We start from the raw sequence: 25,947 nt of genomic DNA, 5'->3' as shown, positions 1-25,947 counted from the left end.
TTCTATTTATATTAACATTTACCTATTTATTATTTCGCTAAATTCGCAAAAACATCAATAAATAATGAAAAAATTAGGAGTGCTTTTCTTTCTATTTTCTATTGCAGTAATAGGTCAAAATTCTGAAAAGGAACTGGAAGCCATTGTAAAAGCAGAAAAAAAATCAGCTTCTAAAAAGATGGCCTTGATGACCAATCCCAACACCTACAATTATGATATTGTATACCACAGATTGCGATGTAAGGTAGACCCCGCTATTCAATTTATTGATGGTGAAGTCACTACAAAATACATCGCTAAGGAAAATATTAATTCTGTTACTTTTGACTTGTCAAATGATTTGGAAGTGAGCACTGTAAAGCAAAGAGGAAATGATTTAACTTTTTCAAGAAGTGCCAATAATGAACTAATCATAAATCTTCCAGTGACTCAAAACACCAATGTGCTTGACTCGCTAACAATCACCTATTCAGGAATTCCTCCCACAAGTGGATTTGGTTCTTTTATCACATCGGAACACAATGCTACTCCGGTGCTATGGACTTTATCAGAACCTTTTGGCGCTATGGAATGGTGGCCTTGTAAACAAGATTTAAATGACAAAGTAGATAGTATTGATGTTTTTATTACAGCACCAACTGCCTATGTTGCTGTTTCTAATGGTCTAGAAGTTACACAAAAAGACAATAATGACGGAACCAAAACTACTCATTTTCATCATGGGTATCCCATACCCGCCTATCTAATTGCCATAGCCGTTACCAATTACAGCATTTATAATCAACAAGCAGGAACAAGTCCTAATCAGTTTCCAATTATAAATTATATCTATCCAGAAAATCTAGATACCAATTTAACCAATTTAGAGCAAACACCCTTAATCATGGATTTCTACGAAGCTGCATTTACACCATACCCATTCAGGAGTGAAAAGTACGGTCATGCACAATTTGGTTGGGGTGGCGGAATGGAGCATACTACTGTCTCATTCATGGGAGGTTTTAGTCGTGGATTGATTGCTCATGAATTAGCCCATCAATGGTTTGGAGATAAGGTAACCTGTGGCTCATGGAATGACATTTGGCTCAATGAAGGATTTGCAACCTATTTGGCCTCCTTAGTTATTGAACATTTTGATGGAGAAACAGCCTTTATCAATGATAAGACAAACATGGTCAACTTTGTTACCTCGTCAACAGATGGTGCTGTTTATTTGACAGATGAGGAAGCAACCAATGTTAATCGAATTTTCAGTAGTCGTTTGAGCTACAATAAAGGGGCTATGGTTTTAAATATGCTTCGTTTCAAATTAGGCAATGCCGCTTTCTTTCAAGGGTTGAAAAATTATTTAAATGATACTGCTTTGGCTTACAATTATGCCAAAACTCCCGATTTACAGATGCATCTAGAGGCCGTTTCAGGAATGAATTTAACTGAATTTTTCAATGATTGGATATACAATCAAGGGTATCCCACCTATACTATCACAGCCCACAACAGCGCTCCAGGTCAAGTTCAAATAAGCATTAATCAAACCCAATCACACTCTTCAGTATCGTTCTTCGAAATGCCTGTTCCTATCCGATTGATTGGCGAGAGCGGACAACAAAAAGACGTCGTTTTAGATAATAGTTTCAACGGACAAATTTTTCAAGTAGACGTTCCTTTTGTAGTAAGTGATGTGGTTTTTGATCCGAAAAAAGACATAATTTCTAAAAACAACTCTACTTCATTAAATGTGGGGAATTTTGATTTCAAAAACCAAATAAAAGTATATCCTAACCCTGCAACTAATAAACTAAACGTAAACTTACCCAAAGGATTGATGATTGAAAAAACTATTTTTTATAACTCTTTGGGACAAAAAATAAAAGAATCAACTTCTGAAAATTCTTGGGACATTACCAATTGGTCAAAAGGAATTTACTACATGAAAATAAAAACCAGCCTAGGAACAAAACAAATGAGTTTTATTAAAAATTAAAAACAAATTCCAAAAACTTTTACCCTATAGCCTTAACTCTAGAAACCATAAAGGATATTAAAACTCCAAAAATTCCAATAAATGCGAAAGAATACCGCAAATTAAATAATTCAGCTATATAGCCAATAACTGGTGGCCCCATTAAAAACCCAAAAAAACTTACACTTGAAACTATGGTTAAGGCTTCTCCTGGCGGAACAGATGGGTTTTTTCCAGCAACACTATAAAGTGTGGGAACAACAGTGGAAACACCTAATCCTACCATCATAAACGAAAGTGTACAAGGAATGATATATGGAAACAATACCGCCACAAACAATCCTGTTGAAATCATAAGACCGCTAATTTGCAATACAGGTTTTGCTCCAAATTTATGAATCAAGCCATCTCCTAAAAAACGTCCGCCGGCCATCATAATCATATAAGACGCATAACCCAAAACAACCCAAGCTCCTGGGGCTTTTACTATTTCTTTAAAATAGACGCCACTCCAGTCAAACATCACTCCTTCACTTGCCATACAACAAAAGCCAATAATTCCTAACCAAATAAGTGTACTGTCGGGTTTAGAAAAGAACGCTTTCTTTTCGGAAATAATTTTATCTTTAGTAACAATCAAAAATTTATAATTAAAAGCCATTAATAGGACTACAAGTACAACTACTATCAAAAAATGAATATATGGCGACAAACCAAGAGCTACCATGCCTATTCCTAATAGTGCCCCTGAAAACCCAGCAAAACTCCATGATCCATGAAAAGAACCCATAATAGTTCTTTTGAAAAGTTCCTCAGTGTAAACTCCCTGAGTGTTTATAGCGATATTACATAGATTGCTAGTGACACCAAAAGCCAGCAATCCTAGAGCTAGATGCCATGCTTTTGTCGCAAGACCGAGATTGGTCAAACTAATAGCATATAATATAAGTGAAAAAATTAAAACATGATAACTGCCAAACCGAGTAACCAATTTCCCTGAAAAAGGCATAACTATTAATTGACCAATGGGTAAAGCAAACAAAATAGTTCCTAAATCCCCTTCACTTAAATGAAGCGTTGTTTTAATATCAGGAATTCTACTGGCCCATGAAGCAAAGGTCAATCCCATGGCGCAATAAAAAGACGTAACAGCCCATCGAACCCTATTGAGATAGGAAGTTTTTAAATGTTTAAAGCTTTTTCTGTCTTGGGCTTTCGTCTGAAAACGAGTAATAAAATTTATATCTATCAAATCAACTCGGTTTTTAAATATGGATGCCTCAAAAATACGAAAAGTAGAACTAAATAAAGAACGCCTTGAAAATTCAAGTCTTAAATACAGTTCACAGAGGAATTACTTTATTTTCAATACTACTTTGGATAGCAGCTTCTATAATTCGCATCACTTTTACCCCTTCTTCAGCAGTCACTGGCTCTTCATGATTCTTGATAATGGAATCATACAAACCATCAAAAAAATCATAATAATTTCCCGCCATTGTTGGAACTTTACTGTAGACTATTTTTCCGTCAATTTCGGTATGCAAAACGCCCTCTTTCTCTGATGATTCTTTTCCCCAATCTAATACATTGGGCTTCTTTCCCGCTTTTAATTCATCTTCTTGAACATCGCCACGAGTCTTGAGAAAAGAACCTTTTTTACCATGAATTACATACGACGGAATAGCTTCTCGCACAAAAAAACCTGCTTTCAACCGAACTCGAAAAGTAGCATAATACAACAAAATATCGATACAATCATCAACTACGGAGTGGTCACGAGAAATTCGAATGTCAGCAAAAACAGCATTAGGAAACCCAAACAAATACAATGCTTGGTCAATAAGATGTGGTCCTAAATCTTTTAAAATTCCCGCTCCTGCAGTAGGCGTTTCTTTGTGTTGTTTCGGACTTAAATTGGGATTATACCTATCAAAATGAAACTCTGCTTCAACGACATCTCCTAGAATTCCTTCAGTAAAAATGGCTTTAACGGTTTTAAAATCACTGTCCCATCTTCTGTTTTGGAAAACGGCTAATTTTAACCCTTTTTCTTTGGCTAAAGCATTTAATTCCTCTGCTTCGGCAACAGTTGTGGTAAATGCTTTTTCAACCACAACATGCTTTCCTGCTTGTAATGCTTTTTTAGCATATTCGAAATGTGTAGCCACTGGCGTGTTGACCACTACCAAATCAATAGCGTCTTCTAACAACGCTTCAAGAGAGGAATAACTTTTGGCATGAGGATAATCTTCCTGAATTTTTTTTTGACTTCTTTCCCAAGAGCCTATTAATTCAAATCCCGAATGGAGCGTTAAAAAAGGCGCATGAAAAACTTTGCCTGACATGCCATAGGATAATAATGCTGTTTTTATTTTCTGCATATTAGGTTATTTTGCTCTTTCATATTGTTTTGGCCATTCTACATCAACTCCCAATTCCTTGGCAAAATCTAACGCCAAATAAGGATTGCGTAAGGATTCTCTGGCAAACAAAACAAGGTCTGCCTCACCCGAATTTACAATAGATTCCGCTTGAGTCGCAGTGGTGATTAAACCTACTGCTCCTGTTAAAATTCCAACTTCATTTTTGATTCTTTCAGAAAATGGAACCTGATATTTTGGTCCTAACGGAATCTTTTGATGTGACACCAATCCACCAGATGATACATCAATTAAATCGACACCTTTTTCTTTTAAAATCATTGACAACTTAACAGATTCGTCAATATCCCAACCGCCATCTGCCCAATCGGTTGCAGAGATTCTTACAAATAAAGGTAAATCTGAAGGCCATTCGGATTGCACTGCTTCCAAAATTTCTAAAACCAAACGAATCCTGTTTTCAAAACTTCCGCCATAAGAATCAGTTCTGAAATTGGATAAAGGAGAGAGAAACTCATGTAACAAATAACCGTGGGCGGCGTGTATTTCTAAAACTTTATAACCAGCTTGCAAGGCTCTTTTAGTCGCTGCTTTAAAATCGGATATTACTTTTTGTATCCCTGCTAAATCTAATGCAATAGGTGGTTTCTCGTTATCGTGATAACCAACAGAACTTGGCGCAACGGTATTCCATCCGCCTTGACTTTCGTCTAATTTTTTATTGCCATTCCATGGTGCAGAAACACTTGCTTTTCTTCCTGCATGTGCTAATTGGATTCCTGGAATCGCATTTTGAGATTCGATAAAATTGTTAATACGTTGCAATTTTTCAACATGCTCGTCTTTCCAAAGACCTAAATCCTCTGGTGAAATTCTACCTTCAGGCGAAACAGCAGTTGCTTCCTGTATAATTAATGCTGCGCCTCCTGTGGCTCTACTTCCAAGATGGACCAAATGCCAATCGTTAGCAAAACCGTCCTCAGAAGAATACTGACACATTGGAGAAATCACAATTCTATTTTTAAGAGTACTATTTTTTATTTGAAGCGATGAGAATAATTTTGACAACATAAAAGAATCTTTAAGTGATATAAATAAAAAGTAAATTTACGAGACATTGTTTACAGTTAAAATTCAAATTCCCATATTTAACAAACATTTAAATCCCTACCGATAATAATATACTGCAATAAATAAATAGAAAACCTTACTTTTGTGCGTTATTTAGAAACTGAAAATTAAAAAATGGAAATCGTTATCAAGTTGTCTCAATTTTTATTGAGTTTATCCTTACTAATCATACTGCACGAATTAGGGCATTTTATACCTGCTAAATTATTTAAAACTAGAGTCGAAAAATTCTACTTATTCTTTGATATAAAATACTCTTTACTAAAAAAGAAAATTGGCGATACGGAATACGGAATCGGTTGGTTACCATTAGGTGGATACGTAAAAATATCAGGAATGATAGACGAAAGTATGGACAAAGAACAAATGGCTTTGCCTCCACAGCCTTGGGAATTTCGTTCAAAACCAGCTTGGCAACGTTTAATTATTATGTTAGGTGGTGTTACAGTAAACTTTATTTTGGCTTTTATCATTTACATCGGAATGACTTTTACGTATGGTGATTTGTATATTAAAAATGCTGAAGTAAAGGATGGTGTTTGGGTTGCTAATCCTGTTGTTGAAAAAGTTGGAATTAAAACAGGTGATAAAATCCTCGCTGTTGATGGCAACAAAATCAACAAATTTGACGAAATCAACGAAAAGATTCTTCTCGGAAAAGAAGTTACTATTGAACGCAATGGAACAGAACAAAAAGTCGCTTTGCCGGTAGATTTTATTGACAAATTGATGAAAGGAGGGAAAATTTCTATTGTAGAGTTAAGAGTGCCTTTTGTTGTGACTGGTGCCGAAGAAAGTTCTCCAAATAAAACTGCTATTCAACCCAAAGATATTATCATTAATTTTAACGGAACACCTATCAAATACGCAGATGAATTATTTGATTTAATTAAAGAGGTTAAGGGTAAAAAAGTTCCCGTAATTGTAAAACGTGATGACAAAGAAGTGGTGCTAACATTGTCAGTAAACGATAGTGCAAAAATGGGAATAGGCTATGCTGGCAGACTTCCTTATGACAACTTACAAAAATTAGGATTATATCCTATTAGCGAACAAGACTATGGCTTTTTTGAATCTTTCCCGATAGGAATTGAAAAAGGGAAGAACCAATTAATTGGCTATGGTAAGCAATTACAACTTATTTTTAATCCTAGCACTGGCGCCTATAAAGGTGTGGGTGGTTTCGCCGCTATTTTTAATATTTTCCCTAACACTTGGAGCTGGGAAGCTTTTTGGAGCATTACCGCCCTACTTTCCATTATGCTTGGAGTGATGAATTTACTGCCAATCCCAGCCCTTGACGGAGGTCATGTTATGTTTTTATTGTACGAAATGATAAGTGGTAAAAAACCAAGTGACAAGTTCATGGAAAATGCCCAAATGGTTGGTTTTGTTCTGCTTATTAGCTTACTGGTATTTGCCAATGGCAATGATATCTACAAAGCGATTGTTGGGAAATAATTTTTTTTAAAATTTTATTGCATTTTATTTGTGAAAACTAATTTTACACTTATATTTGCAACCGCTTAAAAGATATACATCTTCCTCCTTAGCTCAGTTGGTTAGAGCATCTGACTGTTAATCAGAGGGTCCTTGGTTCGAGCCCAAGAGGGGGAGCAACAAGAAAAAGCCTTTACAGAGATGTAGAGGCTTTTTTAGTTTTGGCCGCGTAGTTCAACGGATAGAATAGAAGTTTCCTAAACTTTAGATTCGGGTTCGATTCCCGACGAGGCTACTAAAATGAATGCTCTCAAAAATATTGAGGCTTTATCCCATTTCATAGAAATTGGAGTTCACCTGTAACATTTTATCCAAATTTGCTACTAGTACAACAAAAAACGCTATGAAAACACCATTTAATAAGTACTTGTATATCGGGTTTTTAGTATTGGGCTTGTATCAAGCTTTTTTTACAAACGATTACATGCAATCAGCCACTTCTCTTGGGATTGGGCTAGCATTCGACCCCTTTGATACAGAACAAAAATGGAAGGATAGACCCATTTGGCAAAAGATAATTCTATTCGTACATTTGGGATTGGTCGCAGCTATGTTTGGCTTTAGGATGGGTTTAAATGACAAATAATCTCGTAAATCATTTATAGAAGCATTAAAAAATCTTCGTTTAAAACGATAAAAAGTAGTTACAGGCAATTGTATCTGAAGATGTAACGGAATGCCTGAATTAATTGAAAGGTTATAATTGGCAATAAAAAAATCCCCTATTATATTTTAACATAACGTTAATGCTACTCCTGTTCCGTTTTTCTTATCTTTGAGTAGATTCTTGTAGAGATGAAAAAAATTGATATCATACTATTTATTTTTTTTAATTTCTTGCTCTTGCCAAATTTTACTTTTGCATGTGGGACTACTACTGCCTATAAAAGCGAAAAAAACAATTGTAACACACAAACCAGCGCTCTGACAAGAAAAGCATACTGCTGCAACATTCATTCCAAAGACAAAAATCACGAAGGCTGTGATAGGAAGTGTGGTCATTCAAAATGCGGGTGTTCATCTACTTGTAACACACTTGTTTCAATTAACGGAATAATTTCAAATAACACTTCTTTTAATTTTTCTCCAGAAAAACAACGGTTTTACGATTTAAATACTTTTATTTCTTCTAGTTATTACTTTCTTTGGTTCATCCCAAAAATAAGCTAAATATAATTTCTGATAGCCAAAAGTGTGTCAAATTCAGAAATTTGACAAAGTAATTACCTATTTAAAAAATCTAAAAATGAAAAATATAATAATCGTACTAAGCGTATTCTTAGCAGTTAGTTTAGGAGCGTCTGCTCAAAAAGATGAGTCCAAAAAAACAACTTATGTATGCCCAATGCACCATGATCAAATGAGTTTAAAATCTGGAAAATGTCCCGAATGTGGAATGATGATGGTCAAAACTTCCGAGAAAATGGACACTCACGCCACCAAAGGAAGTCAGCCTAAAAGTAAAATAGTAACAAAGTATGTTTGCTCTATGGATGGAACAACTTCCGATAAAGCTGGAAAATGCTCTAAATGTGGAATGATGATGACGAAAACCACCGAAAAAATGGACACTCACGCCACCAAAGGAAGTCAGCCTAGAACTAAAACAGTTGCAAAATACGTTTGTTCTATGGATGGGACAACTTCTGATAAAGCGGGTAAATGCTCTAAATGTGGAATGATGATGACAAAAACCACTGAAAAAATGGACACTCACGCTACCAAAGGAAGTCAGCCTAGAACTAAAACAATTACAAAATACGTTTGTTCTATGGATGGAACAACCTCTAATGAACCAGGAAAATGTCCTAAGTGTGGCATGAAAATGAAAGAAAAATAGAAAAATAGTTCTTTTTGTCAAAAAGTAAGCCTATTTAATCATTATGATTAAATAGGCTTACTTTGTATATTATAGATATGATACCATTTATGAATATAAGCTAGGTTGATTTTTTTAACCATTAAGAAAGTTAAGTTTGCTTTGCCCGTTCCTCTCCAAAGCATTAGCTATAAGATAATTAAGACTTAATTTTCTTAAATCTCTTAATGGTTTAAAATTTTTAATGTTTGCTTTTATTAAACTTATAATAACCATAAATGTCATAACATCTTTAAATTACATCATTTACAAAATATTTAATTCTACTTATCAAAATCAATATTTTTTAACAAAATAATTACTACTCCTGTTAAAATGATAAAAAATAAGCTGAAATAGGACTTTTTTAAAATAATACCCCTAATTTTACGTGGGATTAAGACATAAAACAAAAGCAAATTATATTTCCATTCCTATTCCCAAAAATTTTTAATACGATTAAGAAATGCATCTAACTCCCAAAGAAATAGAAAAACTACTGCTACATACCGCAGGAGAATTGGCTCAGAAAAGAAGAAAAAGAGGTCTAAAATTAAATTACCCCGAAACCATTGCATTAATCAGTTCCGAATTGTTAGAAGCCATTCGCGATGGAAAAAGCGTTGCCGAATTAATGCACTATGGCACAACAATTCTGACACGAGATGAAGTGATGGAAGGTGTTCCCGAAATGATTCACGATATTCAAATAGAAGGCACTTTCCCTGATGGAACTAAATTAGTAACCGTTCATAATCCTATCAAATGATACCAGGCGAATACATTTTAAAAAGCGAGGCTATTGAAGCCAATTGTGATAAAAAGACACTACTCCTAGACGTTATCAATACTGGCGATAGACCCGTTCAAATTGGTTCCCACTTCCATTTTTTTGAAGTGAATAAGAAAATGAATTTTGACAGAATGAAGACGCTCGGAATGCGATTAAATATAGCTGCTGGAACAGCTGTTCGTTTTGAGCCTGGTGAAGAAAAGCAAGTAGAATTAGTCGAAATAGGAGGCACAAAAACCGTAGTGGGTTTCAACAATTTGGTAGACGGAACAATTGATGCTGCTAATTTGAATGCTATTGAGAAAAAAATGAATGAATTTTTGAAAGGGTAAATCATGAGTACACACATTAATAGAATAAAATATGCCAACATGTTCGGACCTACCATAGGCGACAAAGTCCGTTTAGGCGACACCGAATTATTCATAGAAATAGAAAAAGATTTTGCCGTTTATGGTGAAGAAGCCAAATTTGGTGGTGGAAAAACCATTCGTGATGGCATGGCACAATCCGCAAGAGCAACCCGTAATGAAGGGGTTTTGGATTTTGTAATTACAAACGTAATGATCATTGATCATTGGGGAATTGTTAAAGGTGATATCGGAATCAAGGACGGTAAAATTGTCGGCATTGGAAAAGCAGGAAATCCCGATACCATGGATGGAGTTTCCCCTAGTATGATTATTGGTGCTTCAACTGAAGTTCATGGTGGAGCAGGACTAATCGCTACCGCTGGTGGAATTGATACTCACATTCATTTCATTTGTCCGCAGCAAATCGACCACGCTTTATACAGTGGGGTAACAACAATGATAGGTGGTGGAACGGGTCCTGCCGATGGAACCAACGCTACCACCGTTACACCTGGGGCTTGGAACATTCAAAAGATGTTAGAATCTGCAGAAGCATTCCCAATGAACTTAGGATTTTTTGGTAAAGGAAATTGTTCAACAGTTGAACCACTAGTGGAGCAAATAGAAGCAGGCGCTTTAGGAATAAAAATCCACGAAGATTGGGGAGCGACTCCTGCAACCATAGATGCTTCTTTAAAAGTAGCGGATCAACTAGACATACAAGTGGCAATTCATACCGACACTTTAAATGAAAGTGGTTTTTTAGAAGATACCATCAACGCTATAAATGGTCGAGTAATTCACACCTTTCACACTGAAGGTGCCGGAGGAGGTCATGCACCAGATATTATAAAATCGGCCATGTATCCCAATGTGTTACCTTCCAGTACCAACCCAACAAGACCGTATACGATTAATACCATCGATGAACATCTCGACATGTTAATGGTGTGTCATCATTTGGATAAATCGGTTCCTGAAGATGTTTCTTTTGCCGATTCTAGAATTCGTCCAGAAACCATAGCTGCCGAAGATATTCTGCAAGACATGGGGGTTTTTAGCATGATGAGTAGCGATTCTCAAGCCATGGGAAGAGTTTCAGAGGTAATCACTAGAACTTGGCAAACGGCCCACAAAATGAAAGTACAACGTGGATTTTTAGAAGAAGACAAATCCAACAACAATGATAATTTTAGAGTAAAAAGATATATTGCTAAATATACCATCAACCCCGCCATTTCGCATGGAATTTCCAAGCATGTAGGTTCGCTGGAAAAAGGTAAATTTGCCGATATTATTCTTTGGAAACCTGCCCTATTTGGTGTGAAACCCGAGTTAATTATCAAAGGAGGCATGATAATAGCTGGAAGAATGGGCGACCCAAATGCTTCAATTCCAACGCCTCAACCAGTCATTTACAGACCTATGTTTGGAGCCTACGGAAAAGCCTTGCACAAAACCTGCATTACCTTTGTTTCTAAAATTTCCATTGAAAACAAAACTATTGAGAGTTACGAATTAAATAAAATTGTTTTACCTGTAGAAAACTGCCGTAATATTGGCAAGAAGGATTTAATTCACAACGATAAAACGCCAAACATCGAAGTCAATCCAGAAACCTATGAGGTAAAAGTAGATGGTGAGAAAATCACTTGCGAACCCGCAAAAGAATTGCCATTAACCCAACGCTATTTTTTATTTTAATGCTGATTACTCATAAGCCTCAACCCATTTTAAACCCTAATTCCGAGACGATTTGGATTGACTTGGAATGGTTTGAAACCAACAAACGCATTCAACACAAAACCGCTCGTGACGGAAAGGCTTTCCGATTCAAATTTTTACAGGAAAATCCAAATTTACAACAAGGGGAAATTATTCATCAAGAACAAGGAAAAGACTACACTATACAAATTCTTCCTTGTGAATGCCTAGTGATAAAACCCAAAAATAATTTTGAAACCGCTTCCATTTGTTATGAAATTGGAAACAAACACCTACCCTTGTTTTACGAATCGGAAGAGTTGCTCGTGCCTTTTGAAAAACCGCTTTTTCGACAACTTACTGCTATGGGATTTGAAGTATATCAAGAAAAAAGAGCCTTGTTAAATCCTTTAAAAACAAGTGTTGTTCCTCACGGTGAAAGCGGAACTCTATTCTCTAAGATTATGAATTTAACACAAAAAGAATGAGTTCCCAATTACACCTTTTGCATTTGTGCGACCCTACCTTGCCCATTGGCGGATTTTCACATTCCTCTGGACTAGAAACTTACACCCAAAAGGAAATTGTCAATTCACCAGAAACGATGAACGTATTTTTGACTCAAATTCTTTCTCATTCTATTTTGAACAACGAAGCGGCTTTTGTGAGCTTAGTGTATGAAGCTTGTTCGAATCAAAATTGGGATAGAATACTCGAATTAGATACTCTTTGTCAGGCATCAAAATTGACTAAAGAAATTCGTAATGCCAGCCAAAAACTAGGAACGCGTTTAATGAAAATATTCAATCCTACGATACAATCGCCCATTACTTTTCAAATTGAAGAGGCAGTAAAGAACAAAGAAATGTTTGGGCATTATTGCATCTTATTCGGAATCTATGCACACGAACTAAAAATTTCAAAGAAAGAAGCCTTGGAAGGATTTTTTTATAACACAGCCATTGGCTACATTACTAATGCGGTGAAATTAATTCCCCTAAGTCAAGATTCAGGTCAAAAATTGTTATTTGAAATACTTCCTTTATTGGAAGAATTGACAGAAAAAGCATTAGCTCCCAACGAAGCGCTGTTAGGAAAAAGTTCAGTAGGCTTTGATATCCGTTCGATGCAGCATGAAAATTTATATTCTCGATTGTACATGTCATAAGTAAGATAGAAGTTAGAAATGAGAAGTTAGAAGTGAACCGTCAGTTCGAGTTTTTTTGTGAAGTAAAGCGGAACAAAAAAGTATCGAGAACCAAATTAAAAAAATAAAAATGAACAGAAAATACATAAAAATAGGAATTGCAGGGCCAGTAGGTTCAGGCAAAACGGCTTTAATCGAAAAGTTAACCCGAGAATTGGCCGATACCTACTCCATCGGTGTGATTACCAATGATATTTATACCCAAGAAGATGCCGATTTTTTAACCAAAAAAAGCTTACTCCCTTCCGATAGAATCATTGGAGTGGAAACAGGAGGTTGCCCCCACACTGCTATTCGCGAAGATGCTAGTATGAATTTGGAGGCTGTTGAAGAATTAGCGGAACGATTCCCTGAAATGGAATTGGTATTTATAGAAAGTGGCGGCGACAATCTTTCGGCAACTTTTAGTCCTGACTTGGCCGACCTGACCATATTTGTAATTGACGTGGCCGAAGGCGATAAAATTCCTCGAAAAGGTGGTCCAGGCATTACTCGTAGTGACTTGTTAATGATTAATAAAATTGACCTAGCGCCTTATGTGAATGCCGATTTAGGAGTTATGGAACGAGATGCAAGAAAAATGCGCAACGGCAAACCATTTGTATTTACAAACCTGATGAAGAAAGAAGGACTTTTTGATGTTATAGGTTGGATTAAAAAATACGCCTTGATGGAAGAAGTCGAAGAACCTAAACTCTGGAGATGATTGCAACCGTAAAAATTGATACTTATTTACGCAACGAAATCACTCATCTAAAATCAGCCTATCATACAACACCTTTCAAAGTAGCTGAAATTCGAGAGGATAAAAATTCGCCTGTTTTGGAGCTAATGCTTATGAGTTCTTCACCGGGAATCTTAGATGGCGACTGCTATGATTTTGAGATAAGTGTTCAAGAAAATTGCCAATTAGAATTCTCCACCCAATCCTATCAACGCATATTCACCATGCAAGGAAGTGCGTCACAAAAGATGAAAGTCGACGTTAAAAAAAACGGTTTTTTGCACTACATTCCTCATCCAATGGTGCCTCACAAAGAGTCGAATTACAAAGCAGAAAACACCATCTATTTGGAAGAAAATGCTAACTTGATTTGGGGAGAAATCCTTACTTGTGGACGAAAATTAAACGGTGAAGAATTTGAATTTACCGAATTTCAAAATACAACAGCAATCTATAAAAAGGGGAAATTAGTCGTTTTTGAGAATCTTTACATGAATCCATCCGAAATGAATCCACTATCAATTGGTCAATTAGAAGGGCACACCCATCAAGCCAGCCTGATCTATTTTAATGAACAAACCGATATAAAAAATAGAAAAAATCGTTGCGATGAGTTTCTTTCTGAAAAAAAAGACATCCTTTTTGGGACCTCAGAAACAAGTGGAAATGGACTGATTATTAAAATTCTGAGTCAAAACTCTGAAAAATTATTTTTGTTGTTGAAAGAGTTAAGCCAAAAATATTTTCTTGAAGTACAAACTGAAAACTTCTAATTTCCCACTTCTAATCTCTAACTTCCATAATGTCTGAATTTCAACTTTTAATCCTCACTGTTTTATCTATAAGTGCTGTTCACACCTTCAGTGGTCCTGATCATTACCTGCCTTTTATTGTGCTATCTCGTTCAAAAAGGTGGAGCCTTAACAAAACCATAGCGTGGACTGCATTATGTGGGATTGCTCACGTGTTGAGTTCTGTTCTGCTAGGAGCAATTGGAATATTTTTAGGTTGGTCTATTAAGCAAACCTTTCATATTGAAGAAATACGTGGGGGATTTGCTGCCTGGATGCTGCTTGGTTTCGGAGTCCTATATTTACTATATGCTCTATACAATCTCAATAAAAATAAAATACACAAGCATTTTGACGCCTCAGAAGAAGGCGAAATCTATGTCTTTGAACACCAACACGGAGAAAATATCCAACCTAATAAAAAATACAAAGTAACACCTTGGGTCATGTTCTTTATATTTGCTTCTGGACCTAGCGAACCCATGATTCCACTTATCATTTACCCTTCAATACATTATTCTTTAGACGAGGTAGGAATATTGATACTGTTGTATACTTTTTCAACGGTTCTTACCATGCTACTAATGGTTCTTATTGGCTATTTTGGAGCCCATTTGTTCAACTTTAAAAACTACGAAAAATACCTTGAAACCATCAGTGCTAGTATTATCTTAATTTGTGGAATTGGTATGGTATTTTTAGAATGGTAATCTTCTTCCCTACACCTCAAAATCTACTGTTTTTTTTAACATCTTTCTGATTTTATATTTTACATCACTCATTATAAAAACACACTTTTTAATAGCATACCCCTATTTTTATAGCGCTATTTAGTAAATTTTAGTATTTAAAAAAACTACACCTTATATAAAACAATCGATTCTATTTTTTGTTAAATAATAGAATGAAAAAAATGAGCACTAAAAAAACGAATTCATTAAAAAATAAATAGCAAAAAAATGAATTATACATAAATTATAGAATTTACAACGAAATACCCTTTTTTAAAAATTTAAATTATTATTTTAGCTAAAAACGATTAGTTTTTTAGTTAAAATTGATTAAACAATGAATTTTTAATAAAAAATAAATGGAGTTGATGCCAAAAATTAATCCTAATGGTTGGGATGAGATGTTTTCTAGTAAAGGGGTTCGCAATTCCTACAGACAGGTGTTGCAAACGTTACAAAGTCTAAGTAAAGATAGGCTTGAAGTAAAACAAAAACAAGCTGCCGAATTTTTTATGTCTCAAGGGATAACGTTTACGGTCTATTCTGATGACAATCAAGGTATTGAAAGAATTTTCCCTTTTGATATTATACCAAGAATCATCACTCAAGAAGATTGGAATGAAGTTGAAGTGGGTATCAAGCAACGACTAAAAGCCCTAAATTTATTCTTAGAAGACATTTATAACGAACAACATATTGTAAAAGACGGAATCATCCCTGCTTCTTTAATTGCATCATGTCCGCATTATATTCAAGAAGTTCACGGCATTAAGGTACCGCATAATATCCATGTGCACATAGCTGGAATAGACCTTATTCGAGGTGCAAAAGGTGAATTTTATGTTCTGGAAGACAACTTAAGATGCCCCAGTGGAGTGAGTTATATGCTCGAAAATAGAGAAATTAGCAAACGTATTTTCCCTAAAATGCTTACATCAAATCATGTGAGCATGGTGAGCAACTACCCTATGATTTTGCATAATATTCTGGTTTCTTTATCTCCTAGAAGCATCTCAAATCCTAACGTTGTGCTGTTAACTCCCGGAATTTACAATTCTGCTTATTACGAACATACCTTTTTGGCAAGACAAATGGGAATTCCGCTAGTGGAAGGAAGAGATTTGGTGGTGAACAACTGTAAAGTATACATGAAAACCACCTCTGGACTGCATCAAGTAGATGTAATTTACAGACGCTTGGACGACGAATATTTAGACCCTTTGGTTTTTAAACCCGACAGCACATTAGGAGTACCTGGATTGATAAGCGCTTATAAAAAAGGAAATGTAGCTCTAGTAAACGCAGTAGGAAACGGTGTTGCCGATGATAAAGCGGTATATGCCTATGTGCCAAAAATGATTAAGTACTACCTCAACGAAGAACCAATTCTAAAAAACGTTCCTACCTATCAAATGGAAAATTCCGAAGAACGAGAAATCGTTTTTGCAGACATGGCAAATATGGTAATCAAAGAAACCAATCAAAGTGGCGGTTACGGAATGATAATGGGTAATAAAGCTACTGAACAAGAATTGAAAAAAGCTAAGGTTGCTATTCTCAACAATCCTAGAAACTTTATAGCACAACCCATCATTCAACTCAGCACGGTGCCTTGCTTGATTGATGGTGAACTCAAATTGCGTCACGTCGATTTGAGACCCTATGCGCTTTGTGGACCTAATGGAGTTGAAATTGTACCCGGTGGATTAACCCGAGTTGCCTTAAAAGAAGGCTCTTTAGTGGTAAATTCCTCTCAAGGCGGTGGTAGTAAAGACACTTGGATTATAAAATAAAATGAAGTTACTCTTTAAAAAAATCAAAAAATGAAAGTAAATATGCTTAGTAGAGTAGCAGACGGAATGTTTTGGCTCAACAGATACATGGAAAGAACCGACGGGATGTTGTTAACATTAAACACCTTGTATATTTTATCTTTTGACAAAGAAATGAACGACTCACAGGGATACAAGCCGCTATTAGAATACTATACCGATTTATCCCGTCAGCAAATAATTCAGGCACAGTACAACACTAATTTTGTTTTAAAATACATCATCTGCGACAATTTGAATCAGAACTCTGTTAAAAACTTGGTAATCAAAGCACGAGAGAATGCGAGAGGTTCACAAGACAAGATAACCAAAGAACTTTGGGAACACATCAATTCGCTGTATCATTTTATGAATGACCCTGAGTTACCGAAAAAACTAGAAACCTATGATGCGTTAAGTATTATTACCAAACTCAACAAAGATTTACTGCTTTACAACGGTATTCTTCATGTTACCATGCCCAGAGGTTTAGGATGGTGTTTCTCAAGTATTGGAAAACATATTGAAAGATGCCTACAAACCATTTCCTTAACCCAAGCCTATTATAACCCTATTGGTTACGACTTAGACGGAGAAGAAGATTTATTGTATTGGCGAAGACTTCTTTTGTCGCTTTCTGGCTATGAGTTGTACCTAAAAAGCTACAGCAATATTCCTCACAATCGCAAAGTAGTACAACAAGTAGTTTTCAATAGAGAATTTGCCCATTCTGTAATTTATACGTTAGAATTAATAGATACCTACCTAGATTTTCTTTTCAAAGACAATACATTATCTGAGGCCAGAACCTTACAAAACCAATTTGGACGACTTAAAAGCTATATCGAATTTACAGATTATCACTATTTAACAAATAAAGAGCTTGAAAATTTACTCAAAAATACCAAAGAGCAATTGACGCAGTTCTCAACCGATTTTTCAAAATTATTTTTCTCATACACATAAAAAATGGCGATTTTCAAAATAGTTCACATCACAAAGTACCAATACAATTGGCCAATAAAAGAAAGCATAAACGAAATACGATTGTTTCCTCACAATTTCGAAAACCAAGATGTGCTTCAATACGAACTCCTCATCACTAACAATCCTGATGTAGAAATTTCAAAAGATTACTATGGCAATAGAGTGGGTAATTTCAATAATTTAGAAGCACATTCCGAAATGACCATTGAATCGAGAATGTCGGTTCGAGTGAATCATTCCTTGAAAATCCCAGAAATCGACTTGACAACCGTAGCCGATTTAGAAATAGAGAAACAAAAAAGTGTGCTATTGTTACGCCTTAGTTATCCCGAAACAATCCAAAAACAAAACAAGATTAATGCTATCCTGAAGAAAATTGATTGCGAAAACAAACCTGTTATTGAAATTGCTCGGCGATGCAATCAATACATCTATGAGAATTTTACCTATACCAAAGGAATAACAAATGTAGAAACCACTGTAGATGAAATACTAGCCATGAAGAAAGGAGTTTGCCAAGATTTCGCACATGTATTGTTGCAACTCTTACGAACAGTAGGAATTCCCTCAAGGTATGTCAGCGGTTACATTTGCCCTAACGAAAGCGGTCTTAGAGGAGAAGGAGCTACTCACGCTTGGGTTGAAATTTACACCCCAACTCAAGGATGGCTAGGACTAGACCCTACCAACAATATTTGGACAATGGACAACCACATCCGACTTTCTGTAGGTAAAAATTTTTACGATTGTACTCCTGTTAAAGGTACCTTTAAAGGATTGGCACGACAAACATTATCGGTAAGTGTTTCTGTAGGCTATGAAGATGGGAGACACTTTGAGGAAATAAATAATGTCCTTCTGGAAGAAGCAACCATAGAAGAAAAAAAGCAACTGGATCACATCGAGTTACTGCACCAACAGCAGCAGTAAGTCCATTCTTATAAAATTTTGTTTATGTGTTTATTGGTTGGTTAACTCGAATAATCCTCAATTAAATAGGATTATTCGAGTAACTTTTAAACCTTATTCCTTCAAAACTACCTACTTACATTAGAAAACAAATCATAACGTTTGTAAAGTAGATAGCTACTAACTCAGACTACTCAGATATGTACACCGTTTATTTGATAGCGTAGTTTCGCAAATTGTGATATACTATATTTCTCATAAAGCCTTTAAGTTGAAAAGAAAACTCTCAAAAGATTGCGCCTTTGCGCCTTTGTGGGAATAGTGAATATAATTCTGACACGAAAGCGAAATTTTATTTTTGAAGCTAAAAACAAAAAGACCTTCATTTCTGACGGTCCTCTATTTGGTATAATACTATTCAATAAAAAAATTAATCTTTATTTCTTCAAAATTTCAACTACTGTCCCCAACATCACATTGGCACCAAGAGCTAAATCTTCATACGAAGAATACTCTAACGGATTATGACTAATACCATCTTTACAACGCACGAAAATCATTCCATAGTCGCAAGCATAGGATAAAGCCAAAGCATCGTGAAAAGGACCGCTCATCAATTCAGGAGCATCTAGTTCTAATGCCTTACATTCGTTATGAATAATTTCTTTAATCCAATCGGCACAATAGCGTGGGTCGCTTCTAGTATCTTCAGAGATAGAATAGCTAAGCTGATGCTTTTTAGTGATAGACTCTATACGCTCTAACAATTGTTTTTCGTAGCGATTTCTTCTTTCTAAATCAATATCTCTCAAATCGATAGTAAACACCACCTCTTCAGGGATAATATTTCTAGAAGCTGGAAAAACATTGATGGTTCCAACAGAACCAACAGTAGGAGCACCCGGTATTTGATTGGCTATTTCATTAACCGCAACAATAATTTCAGCTGCGCCAACCAAAGCATCTTTCCGAATAGGCATTGGTACAGAACCTGTGTGTCCAGCCATTCCTTTCAATTTTACAGTCCACCATATGGGTCCTGAAATCCCTGAAACTACTCCAATGGGTTTGTGAGCCAAATCCAAAACAGGTCCTTGCTCAATATGCAATTCTAAGAAGCAAAAAATACTTCCCGGCTGATATTCGGATGCTTTAAATTGGGTAATATCACAACCAAAAGCCGTTAAGGCTTGTCCTCTTGTAATCCCGTCTTTATCCGCACGCTCTAATTCTCCTTCTTCTAATTTACCTAGAATTCCTCGAGAACCGAATAAGCCTTTGTTAAAACGCCATCCTTCTTCATCAGCAAAGGAAATGACTTCAATACTTCTTTCTGGTACAATACCATTTTCATGTAGTGTTGTCACTACTTCAATGGCACATAAAACACCTGCTACTCCATCAAAACGACCTCCATAAGGCTGAGAGTCCAAATGAGAACCCATCATTAAAACAGGTAATTTAGGATTTTTACCTTCCAGTCTTCCTATTAAATTTCCGAAATTATCAATACGAGTAGTCATTCCTGCAGCCTTCATCCAAGAGGCTGCTAATTCAAATCCTTTTTTTTCTAATTCAGTATGAGCGGGACGACAGGTTCCCGTTTCTTCAATTTTTCCAATTAAGCTCATCGCTTCAAAATGCTGCTGTAGTCTTTGAGAATTTATCTTCATATATTTTTTAGAGTAAAGAGCATAGAATATAGAACAAAGAGTTATCACTAACTCTTTACTCTGTATTCTATTCTCTATTTTCTTTCTTCTTTTTAATGATCATTCAACGGACGCCCTTCTCTTTGCCAATCTTTCCAATTCACATACTCTGGAGCCACACGATGTTCTTCCATAGTAATACAATTATCTACTGGGCAAACTAGTTTACACAAATTACAACCCACACACTCTTCTTCTTTAACAGTATAGTTGTTATAAGGAGTACCTCTTTCTACATTAATAGATTGATGCGAAGTATCTTCACAAGCAATATAACATAAGCCACAGTGAATGCATTTATCTTGGTTGATTTTTGCAATGTGATGGTAATTGATATCCAAATCTTCCCAATGCGTAATTTTCTCTACGGATTTACCAATAAAATCTGTAGTTTTTTGATAGCCCTTTTCATCCATCCAGTTGCTCAATCCTTCGCACATATCCTCTACAATTCGGAAACCATGATTCATCGCAGCAGTACACACCTGCACTGAAGTAGCTCCTAAAAGCATGAATTCAACTGCATCTTTCCATGTACTAACCCCTCCAATTCCAGAAATAGGCACTTTAGAAGCTAAAGCATCTTGAGAAACTGTAGTTAACATTTTCAAAGCGATTGGTTTTACTGCTGGACCACAATAACCACCAAAAACACTTTTCCCTGCCACATAAGGATTCGGCACAAGCGTATCCAAATCAACTCCTGTTACACTCTGAATGGTGTTGATTAAACTCAAGGCGTTAGTTCCTCCTTCTACGGCTGCTCTTGCTGTTGGTACCACAGAGTGTACGTTAGGCGTTAGCTTTGTAATAACAGGAATTGTTGCTTTTTCCATTACCCATTCTACCACCATTTTGGCGATTTCTGGGTCTTGACCTACAGCTGCTCCCATCCCTCTTTCAGTCATTCCATGAGGACAACCAAAGTTCAATTCGAATCCCATTGCTCCTGCATCTTCGCATTTTTTAATAAGTTCGTGCCAAGATTTTCTATCATTGTCCGCCATAAGCGAAACAATCATCGCTCTGTCAGGGAACATTTTAACTACTTCCGTAATTTCACGAAGGTTAATTTCTAATGGTCGGTCGCTGATTAATTCAATATTATTGAAACCCATCATACGTTTTCCACCGTAATTTACTGAGGAATAACGAGAGGAAACATTTTTTACTTGTGACCCAAGGGTTTTCCATACGACACCACCCCATCCGGCTTCAAAAGCACGAACGACGTTGATTAATTTATCGGTAGGAGGTGCACTTGCTAACCAAAATGGATTGGGTGATTTTATGCCTAAAAAATCTGTTGATATATCTGCCATAACTTTTGACTATTAATTGTTGAAGGTTGGTTTTAATTCGGACTCAAGGATGTAATCTGGTCCAATGATGTATTTTACTATCGCTGCGGCTCCATCTTTTCCAGCTTGAACTGCATCAACGACTTCGCGTCCACCATTGACACAATCTCCACCTGCAAAAACGCCTTTTAAATTGGTTGCAGATTTATTTTCTACCGTAATTTTACCTTTATTGTTTGCAATAGCATTATTGGAAACCAAACTTTCAAATGGCATTTGACCTGCTGCTTTAATAACCATATCCACTTCTAAAGTAAACGTTTCTCCTGAAGCAATTGGACTTCTTCTGCCACTAGCATCAGGGGCTCCCAAATGCATTTTATCACAAACCAAATGAGTTACTTTTCCATCTTTTCCTAGCACCTCTTTTGGAGCTGCCAACCAAATAATGTTGCAACCGTCTAATTTCGCGATATTCAATTCATGTTCTGTACAAGGCATTTCCTCTTGTGTTCTTCGGTACACCAAAGTCACTTCAGAAGCTCCCAAACGTTTAGCTTGAGTAGCAGCATCAATGGCAGTCATACCCATTCCAATTACGGCTACTTTATCTCCAACAGCAATTTTAGAATAATCATTAGAACGCAATTCATAAATGAAAGAAATCGCATCTTCTACGCCTTCTAAATGTTCGCCAGGAATTTCCAATTGACGAGCTAGACCTACACCAAAAGCCATGTAGACTGCATCATAATTGCTTTGCAACTCTTCTACAGTGATATTTTTTCCTAATTCTTGATTGTATTTGATGTCTATTCCACCTATCGATGTGATGTAATTCACCTCATCTTCACAGAATTCAGGAGTAACTTTATAGGCTGCAATTCCGTAGGTCATCAATCCACCACCTTTGCTTTCTTTTTCATAAATAGTAACGTCAATTCCTTCTCTGCTTAGCGTGTGAGCACAACTCAAACCTGCAGGACCAGCACCAACAATCGCTACTTTTTTCCCTATGGATGGTTTGCGTTCAAACAATTGCCATTTATTTTCTAGAGCTTTTTCAGTAGAATAGCGCTGTAATTTAGCAATGTGTATCGGCGTTTCATGCATCAAATTATATACACAAGCTCCCTCACATAATTTTTCAACTGGGCATACCTTACTACAACCCGCTCCCATAATATTAGAAGAAAAAATAGTGTGGGCAGAACCTTTGATGTTTTCTGTAGCAATTTGTTTGATAAACTTAGGAACGTTGATTGAGGTCGGACACGACTTCATACAAGGGGGATCGTAGCAAAACAAACAACGGTTGGCTTCTACCAAGGCTGCATCTGGAGTTTCAAACGGTGGATGAATATCAGAAAAGTTTTCTTGATATTCAGCAGTGGTTAATCGATTGTTTTTTATACTCATAGTATTTCGTTTTATTCTTTGGTTTAATTTTTAATAGTTTTTTTGTGTTACGGTGCCGTGATTTCACGATACGTCTCTGGTCTTCTATCTCTATAAAATTGCCACTTCCCTCGAATTTGTTCAATCAAATCCAAATCAAATTCAGCGACCAGTAGTTCGTCTTTATCTTCAGAAGCACACGCAATAATCTGCCCTAACGGATTTACAAAATAAGAAGTGCCATAAAAGCGTCCTAAATTCCATGGTTTTTCTTCTCCTACACGGTTGATGCATCCCATAAAATAGCCATTTGCCACAGCGTGAGCGGGTTGCTCTAATTTCCATAAATATTGAGATTGCCCAACGGTTGTAGCAGATGGATTGTACACAATTTCAGCACCATTCAAGCCCAAGCATCGAGCTCCATCAGGAAAATGACGGTCGTAACAGATGTAGACCCCCACCTTGGCATATTTCGTTTGAAAAACAGGATAGCCTAAATTACCCGGTTTAAAAAAGAATTTCTCCCAAAAACCTCCCGTTTGCGGAATATGATTTTTACGATATTTGCCTAAATAAGTACCATCAGCATCAATAACAGCAGCAGTGTTATAATAGACTCCCGCCTGTTCTTTTTCATACACAGGAACAATTATTACCATGTTATATTTCTTAGCATACACCTGCATTCTTTCTGTTGTAGGTCCTGGTACTGTTTCTGCCGAGGCATACCAAGCGCTATCTTGTCCAGGACAAAAATAGGGTGTATTGAAAATTTCCTGAAAACAAAGAATTTGAACTCCTTGTCTTCCTGCCTCCTCAATATAAGGAATATGTTTTTGCAACATGGCTTCCATTATCTCTGGAATGGTTCCTTCTCCCTCTGTTTTGGCCAAACTCAACTGAATTAAACCTGATTTTACAATTCTTGCCATAATTTATAGTTTGTCGTTTAAGGTTTGTGGTTTGTGGTTATAACTATAAACAACAAACCAAAAACTATAAACTCATTTTAGATTTTTCCTTGTACTTTATTTCTTCTCACAAACTGACCATAGCCCTTTTGCACCTTACACTCATTATTGTCAATCACTACCTTTCCTCTCAACAAAACGGTCTTCACTTTTCCGGTCAATTCCCATCCTTCATAACCACTGTAATCTACATTCATATGATGCGTTTTGGCAGACAAAGTATGTTTTTCATTAGGGTCTAAAAGAATAATATCGGCATCACTACCTATGGCAATAGTTCCTTTTTTAGGAAACATTCCAAAGATTTTAGCCGCATTGGTACTCGCTACTTCTACGTATTTATTTAAGGTGATTTTTCCTTTGCTTACTCCTTCGCTAAAAAGCAATTCCATACGGTTTTCAATAGCGGGGTGTCCGTTGGGAATTTTAGAAAAATCATCCTTACCCATCAACTTTTGCTCCCACATAAACGGGCAATGATCTGTTGCCACAACGTTAACCAATCCTTGATTCAATCCAGCCCATAGCGTTTCCTGATCTTTCTTCTCACGAAGTGGCGGACTCATAACCCATTTGGCTCCTTCAAAATTTTGTTCATACAAACTAGCATCTAATATCAAATATTGGATACAGGTTTCTACAAATACGTGTTGATTTCTTCTGGTGGCAAAACGAACGGCATTCAAAGCCCCTTCACAAGTTAAATGCACAATATATCCTGAACAGCCTGTATAATCAGCCATATCAGCAAAACGACTACTAGCCTCTGCTTCGGTAACTTCGGGTTGAGACAAATAATGATACAAGGGAGCCAATTTACCTTCGGACTTATGTTTGGCTATCAAATAATCAATCATATCGCCATTGGTAGCATGAACATTAATCATTCCGCCATGTTTTTTAACTTCTTGCATCAAACCAATCATCTGTCGGTCGTCAATCATCAAAGCCCCTTTATAAGCCATAAAGGTTTTGAAAGAAGTAATGCCTTCAACTTCAATAAAATGTTGAATCTCCTTTTTGGTGTCTTCATTAAAATCAGTCACGGCCATGTGAAAACTGTAATCGCCTACTGCATTGTTATCACTTCTACCTTTCCATTCGTTCAATGCCGATTGCAGACTTTTTCCTTGCGTTTGAAGAATAAAATCGATTACAGTAGTTGTGCCACCAAACAAAGCAGCACGAGTTCCCGTTTCATAGGTATCACTACTAAAGGTTCCCATAAAAGGCATTTCTAAATGCACATGAGGATCAATCCCTCCTGGCATCACTAATTTTCCAGTAGCATCAATTACCTCATCGGCTTTGATGTCTAAATTAGTTCCTATCGCTTGAACGGTTTCTCCTTCTATATAAATATCAGCTACATAATCGTCTGTGGCTGTGATAATTCTTCCGTTTTTAATCAGTATTGACATAATTTTATTTTTTAATCTTTTAATTTATTTTTTGAACCATTTAAAATTAGTACAAAAAAGCTTTACTTCCCAGAGATGCCCTACCTGTGTGAAAAAATTAATTTTTCTATCTCTTTCTTTCTTCACAAAAAGCATTCTATGTCTCTGCCTGTCGGCAGACAGGTCTATGTGTTTCAAAACCTTCAACCATTCAACCTCCAATTTATACCTGCATCTAATCACCACCAACCCTATGCGAAAAAATTAATTTTTCTATCCCTTTCTTCTAATCAAAATGCAATCTATGTTTCTATGT

General features: G+C 36.2%; 23 protein-coding genes and 2 tRNA genes. 17 read left to right on the top strand and 8 right to left on the bottom strand.

All coding sequences use genetic code 11. The features are described 5' to 3' along the window. The first annotated feature begins 64 nt into the window (after positions 1-64). Entirely contained in the window at positions 65-1,984 is a 1,920-nt protein-coding gene (locus AC23L6_RS00675) for a M1 family aminopeptidase (protein ID WP_487560363.1), read from the top strand. Positions 1,985-2,003: 19 nt separating this feature from the next. Here the strand turns inward: AC23L6_RS00675 and AC23L6_RS00670 are convergent, their stop codons facing one another. The 3 genes from AC23L6_RS00670 to AC23L6_RS00660 all read right to left on the bottom strand — a co-directional run bounded on the left by AC23L6_RS00670 (position 2,004) and on the right by AC23L6_RS00660 (position 5,418). Then, the gene (locus AC23L6_RS00670; protein ID WP_487560362.1) at positions 2,004-3,215 is read right to left on the bottom strand and encodes an MFS transporter; all 1,212 of its coding nucleotides are present in this window, start codon (positions 3,213-3,215) and stop codon (positions 2,004-2,006) included. 91 nt (positions 3,216-3,306) lie between these two features. After that, complete coding sequence (locus AC23L6_RS00665; RefSeq protein WP_487560361.1) at positions 3,307-4,347, bottom strand: Gfo/Idh/MocA family oxidoreductase; 1,041 nt, start codon at positions 4,345-4,347, stop codon at positions 3,307-3,309. Positions 4,348-4,353: 6 nt separating this feature from the next. Then, positions 4,354-5,418 (bottom strand): NADH:flavin oxidoreductase/NADH oxidase, encoded by a 1,065-nt coding sequence (locus AC23L6_RS00660; protein ID WP_487560360.1) that lies wholly within the window; start codon positions 5,416-5,418, stop codon positions 4,354-4,356. Positions 5,419-5,592: 174 nt separating this feature from the next. On the opposite strand from AC23L6_RS00660, the gene rseP reads away from it, so the two are divergent. From rseP to AC23L6_RS00580, 16 genes are all read left to right on the top strand, one after another. Further along, positions 5,593-6,939, top strand: coding sequence for an RIP metalloprotease RseP (gene rseP, locus AC23L6_RS00655; protein WP_487560359.1), 1,347 nt, complete (start codon positions 5,593-5,595; stop codon positions 6,937-6,939). 82 nt (positions 6,940-7,021) lie between these two features. Next, positions 7,022-7,095 (top strand) — tRNA-Asn (locus AC23L6_RS00650). A gap of 46 nt (positions 7,096-7,141) precedes the next feature. Then, a tRNA-Arg gene (locus AC23L6_RS00645) sits at positions 7,142-7,213 on the top strand. A gap of 108 nt (positions 7,214-7,321) precedes the next feature. After that, positions 7,322-7,564 (top strand): hypothetical protein, encoded by a 243-nt coding sequence (locus AC23L6_RS00640; RefSeq protein WP_487560358.1) that lies wholly within the window; start codon positions 7,322-7,324, stop codon positions 7,562-7,564. Between the two features lie 660 nt (positions 7,565-8,224). After that, complete coding sequence (locus tag AC23L6_RS00635) at positions 8,225-8,818, top strand: heavy metal-binding domain-containing protein (protein WP_487560357.1); 594 nt, start codon at positions 8,225-8,227, stop codon at positions 8,816-8,818. A 484-nt stretch (positions 8,819-9,302) separates the two neighbouring features. Beyond that, entirely contained in the window at positions 9,303-9,605 is a 303-nt protein-coding gene (ureA, locus tag AC23L6_RS00630; RefSeq protein ID WP_487560356.1) for an urease subunit gamma, read from the top strand. Continuing rightward, positions 9,602-9,961, top strand: coding sequence for an urease subunit beta (gene ureB / locus AC23L6_RS00625; RefSeq protein ID WP_487560355.1), 360 nt, complete (start codon positions 9,602-9,604; stop codon positions 9,959-9,961). Before ureA ends, ureB begins: the two co-directional genes overlap by 4 nt. A 3-nt stretch (positions 9,962-9,964) precedes the next feature. After that, the gene (ureC, locus tag AC23L6_RS00620) at positions 9,965-11,686 is read left to right on the top strand and encodes an urease subunit alpha (protein WP_487560354.1); all 1,722 of its coding nucleotides are present in this window, start codon (positions 9,965-9,967) and stop codon (positions 11,684-11,686) included. Then, a complete protein-coding gene (locus tag AC23L6_RS00615) occupies positions 11,686-12,174 on the top strand; it encodes an urease accessory protein UreE (protein WP_487560353.1) in 489 nt (162 codons plus the stop codon). The genes ureC and AC23L6_RS00615 overlap by 1 nt, the downstream gene beginning before the upstream one ends. Then, the gene (locus tag AC23L6_RS00610) at positions 12,171-12,854 is read left to right on the top strand and encodes an urease accessory protein UreF (protein ID WP_487560352.1); all 684 of its coding nucleotides are present in this window, start codon (positions 12,171-12,173) and stop codon (positions 12,852-12,854) included. The genes AC23L6_RS00615 and AC23L6_RS00610 overlap by 4 nt, the downstream gene beginning before the upstream one ends. A 109-nt stretch (positions 12,855-12,963) precedes the next feature. Then, positions 12,964-13,599: an urease accessory protein UreG gene (gene ureG, locus AC23L6_RS00605; protein WP_487560351.1), complete on the top strand. Its 636-nt coding sequence runs from the start codon at positions 12,964-12,966 to the stop codon at positions 13,597-13,599. After that, positions 13,596-14,390, top strand: coding sequence for an urease accessory protein UreD (locus AC23L6_RS00600; protein WP_487560350.1), 795 nt, complete (start codon positions 13,596-13,598; stop codon positions 14,388-14,390). Before ureG ends, AC23L6_RS00600 begins: the two co-directional genes overlap by 4 nt. Positions 14,391-14,419: 29 nt before the next feature. Continuing rightward, the gene (locus AC23L6_RS00595; protein ID WP_487560348.1) at positions 14,420-15,118 is read left to right on the top strand and encodes a hypothetical protein; all 699 of its coding nucleotides are present in this window, start codon (positions 14,420-14,422) and stop codon (positions 15,116-15,118) included. 389 nt (positions 15,119-15,507) lie between these two features. Continuing rightward, positions 15,508-16,932 (top strand): circularly permuted type 2 ATP-grasp protein, encoded by a 1,425-nt coding sequence (locus AC23L6_RS00590; RefSeq protein ID WP_487560347.1) that lies wholly within the window; start codon positions 15,508-15,510, stop codon positions 16,930-16,932. A gap of 30 nt (positions 16,933-16,962) precedes the next feature. Further along, positions 16,963-17,916, top strand: a complete 954-nt coding sequence (locus AC23L6_RS00585) for an alpha-E domain-containing protein (protein ID WP_487560346.1) — start codon at positions 16,963-16,965, stop codon at positions 17,914-17,916. Positions 17,917-17,919: 3 nt separating this feature from the next. After that, positions 17,920-18,867: a transglutaminase family protein gene (locus AC23L6_RS00580; protein WP_487560345.1), complete on the top strand. Its 948-nt coding sequence runs from the start codon at positions 17,920-17,922 to the stop codon at positions 18,865-18,867. A gap of 416 nt (positions 18,868-19,283) precedes the next feature. Here the strand turns inward: AC23L6_RS00580 and AC23L6_RS00575 are convergent, their stop codons facing one another. The 5 genes from AC23L6_RS00575 to hydA form a co-directional block, all read right to left on the bottom strand. Then, on the bottom strand, positions 19,284-20,519 hold the full coding sequence (locus AC23L6_RS00575) for a M20 family metallo-hydrolase (RefSeq protein WP_487560344.1): 1,236 nt from the start codon (positions 20,517-20,519) through the stop codon (positions 19,284-19,286). 92 nt (positions 20,520-20,611) lie between these two features. Then, a complete protein-coding gene (gene preA, locus AC23L6_RS00570; protein ID WP_487560343.1) occupies positions 20,612-21,880 on the bottom strand; it encodes an NAD-dependent dihydropyrimidine dehydrogenase subunit PreA in 1,269 nt (422 codons plus the stop codon). Between the two features lie 12 nt (positions 21,881-21,892). Then, on the bottom strand, positions 21,893-23,278 hold the full coding sequence (locus AC23L6_RS00565) for an NAD(P)-dependent oxidoreductase (protein ID WP_487560342.1): 1,386 nt from the start codon (positions 23,276-23,278) through the stop codon (positions 21,893-21,895). A 47-nt stretch (positions 23,279-23,325) separates the two neighbouring features. Further along, complete coding sequence (locus AC23L6_RS00560; protein WP_487560341.1) at positions 23,326-24,192, bottom strand: nitrilase-related carbon-nitrogen hydrolase; 867 nt, start codon at positions 24,190-24,192, stop codon at positions 23,326-23,328. 77 nt (positions 24,193-24,269) lie between these two features. Beyond that, a complete protein-coding gene (gene hydA, locus AC23L6_RS00555; protein WP_487560340.1) occupies positions 24,270-25,652 on the bottom strand; it encodes a dihydropyrimidinase in 1,383 nt (460 codons plus the stop codon). Positions 25,653-25,947: the final 295 nt, after the last annotated feature.

The sequence above is a fragment of the Flavobacterium sp. R1_16 genome (assembly GCF_057652095.1).
The sequence above is the reverse complement of the archived record's forward strand: the minus strand, read 5'-3'. Positions and strand labels throughout refer to the sequence as shown.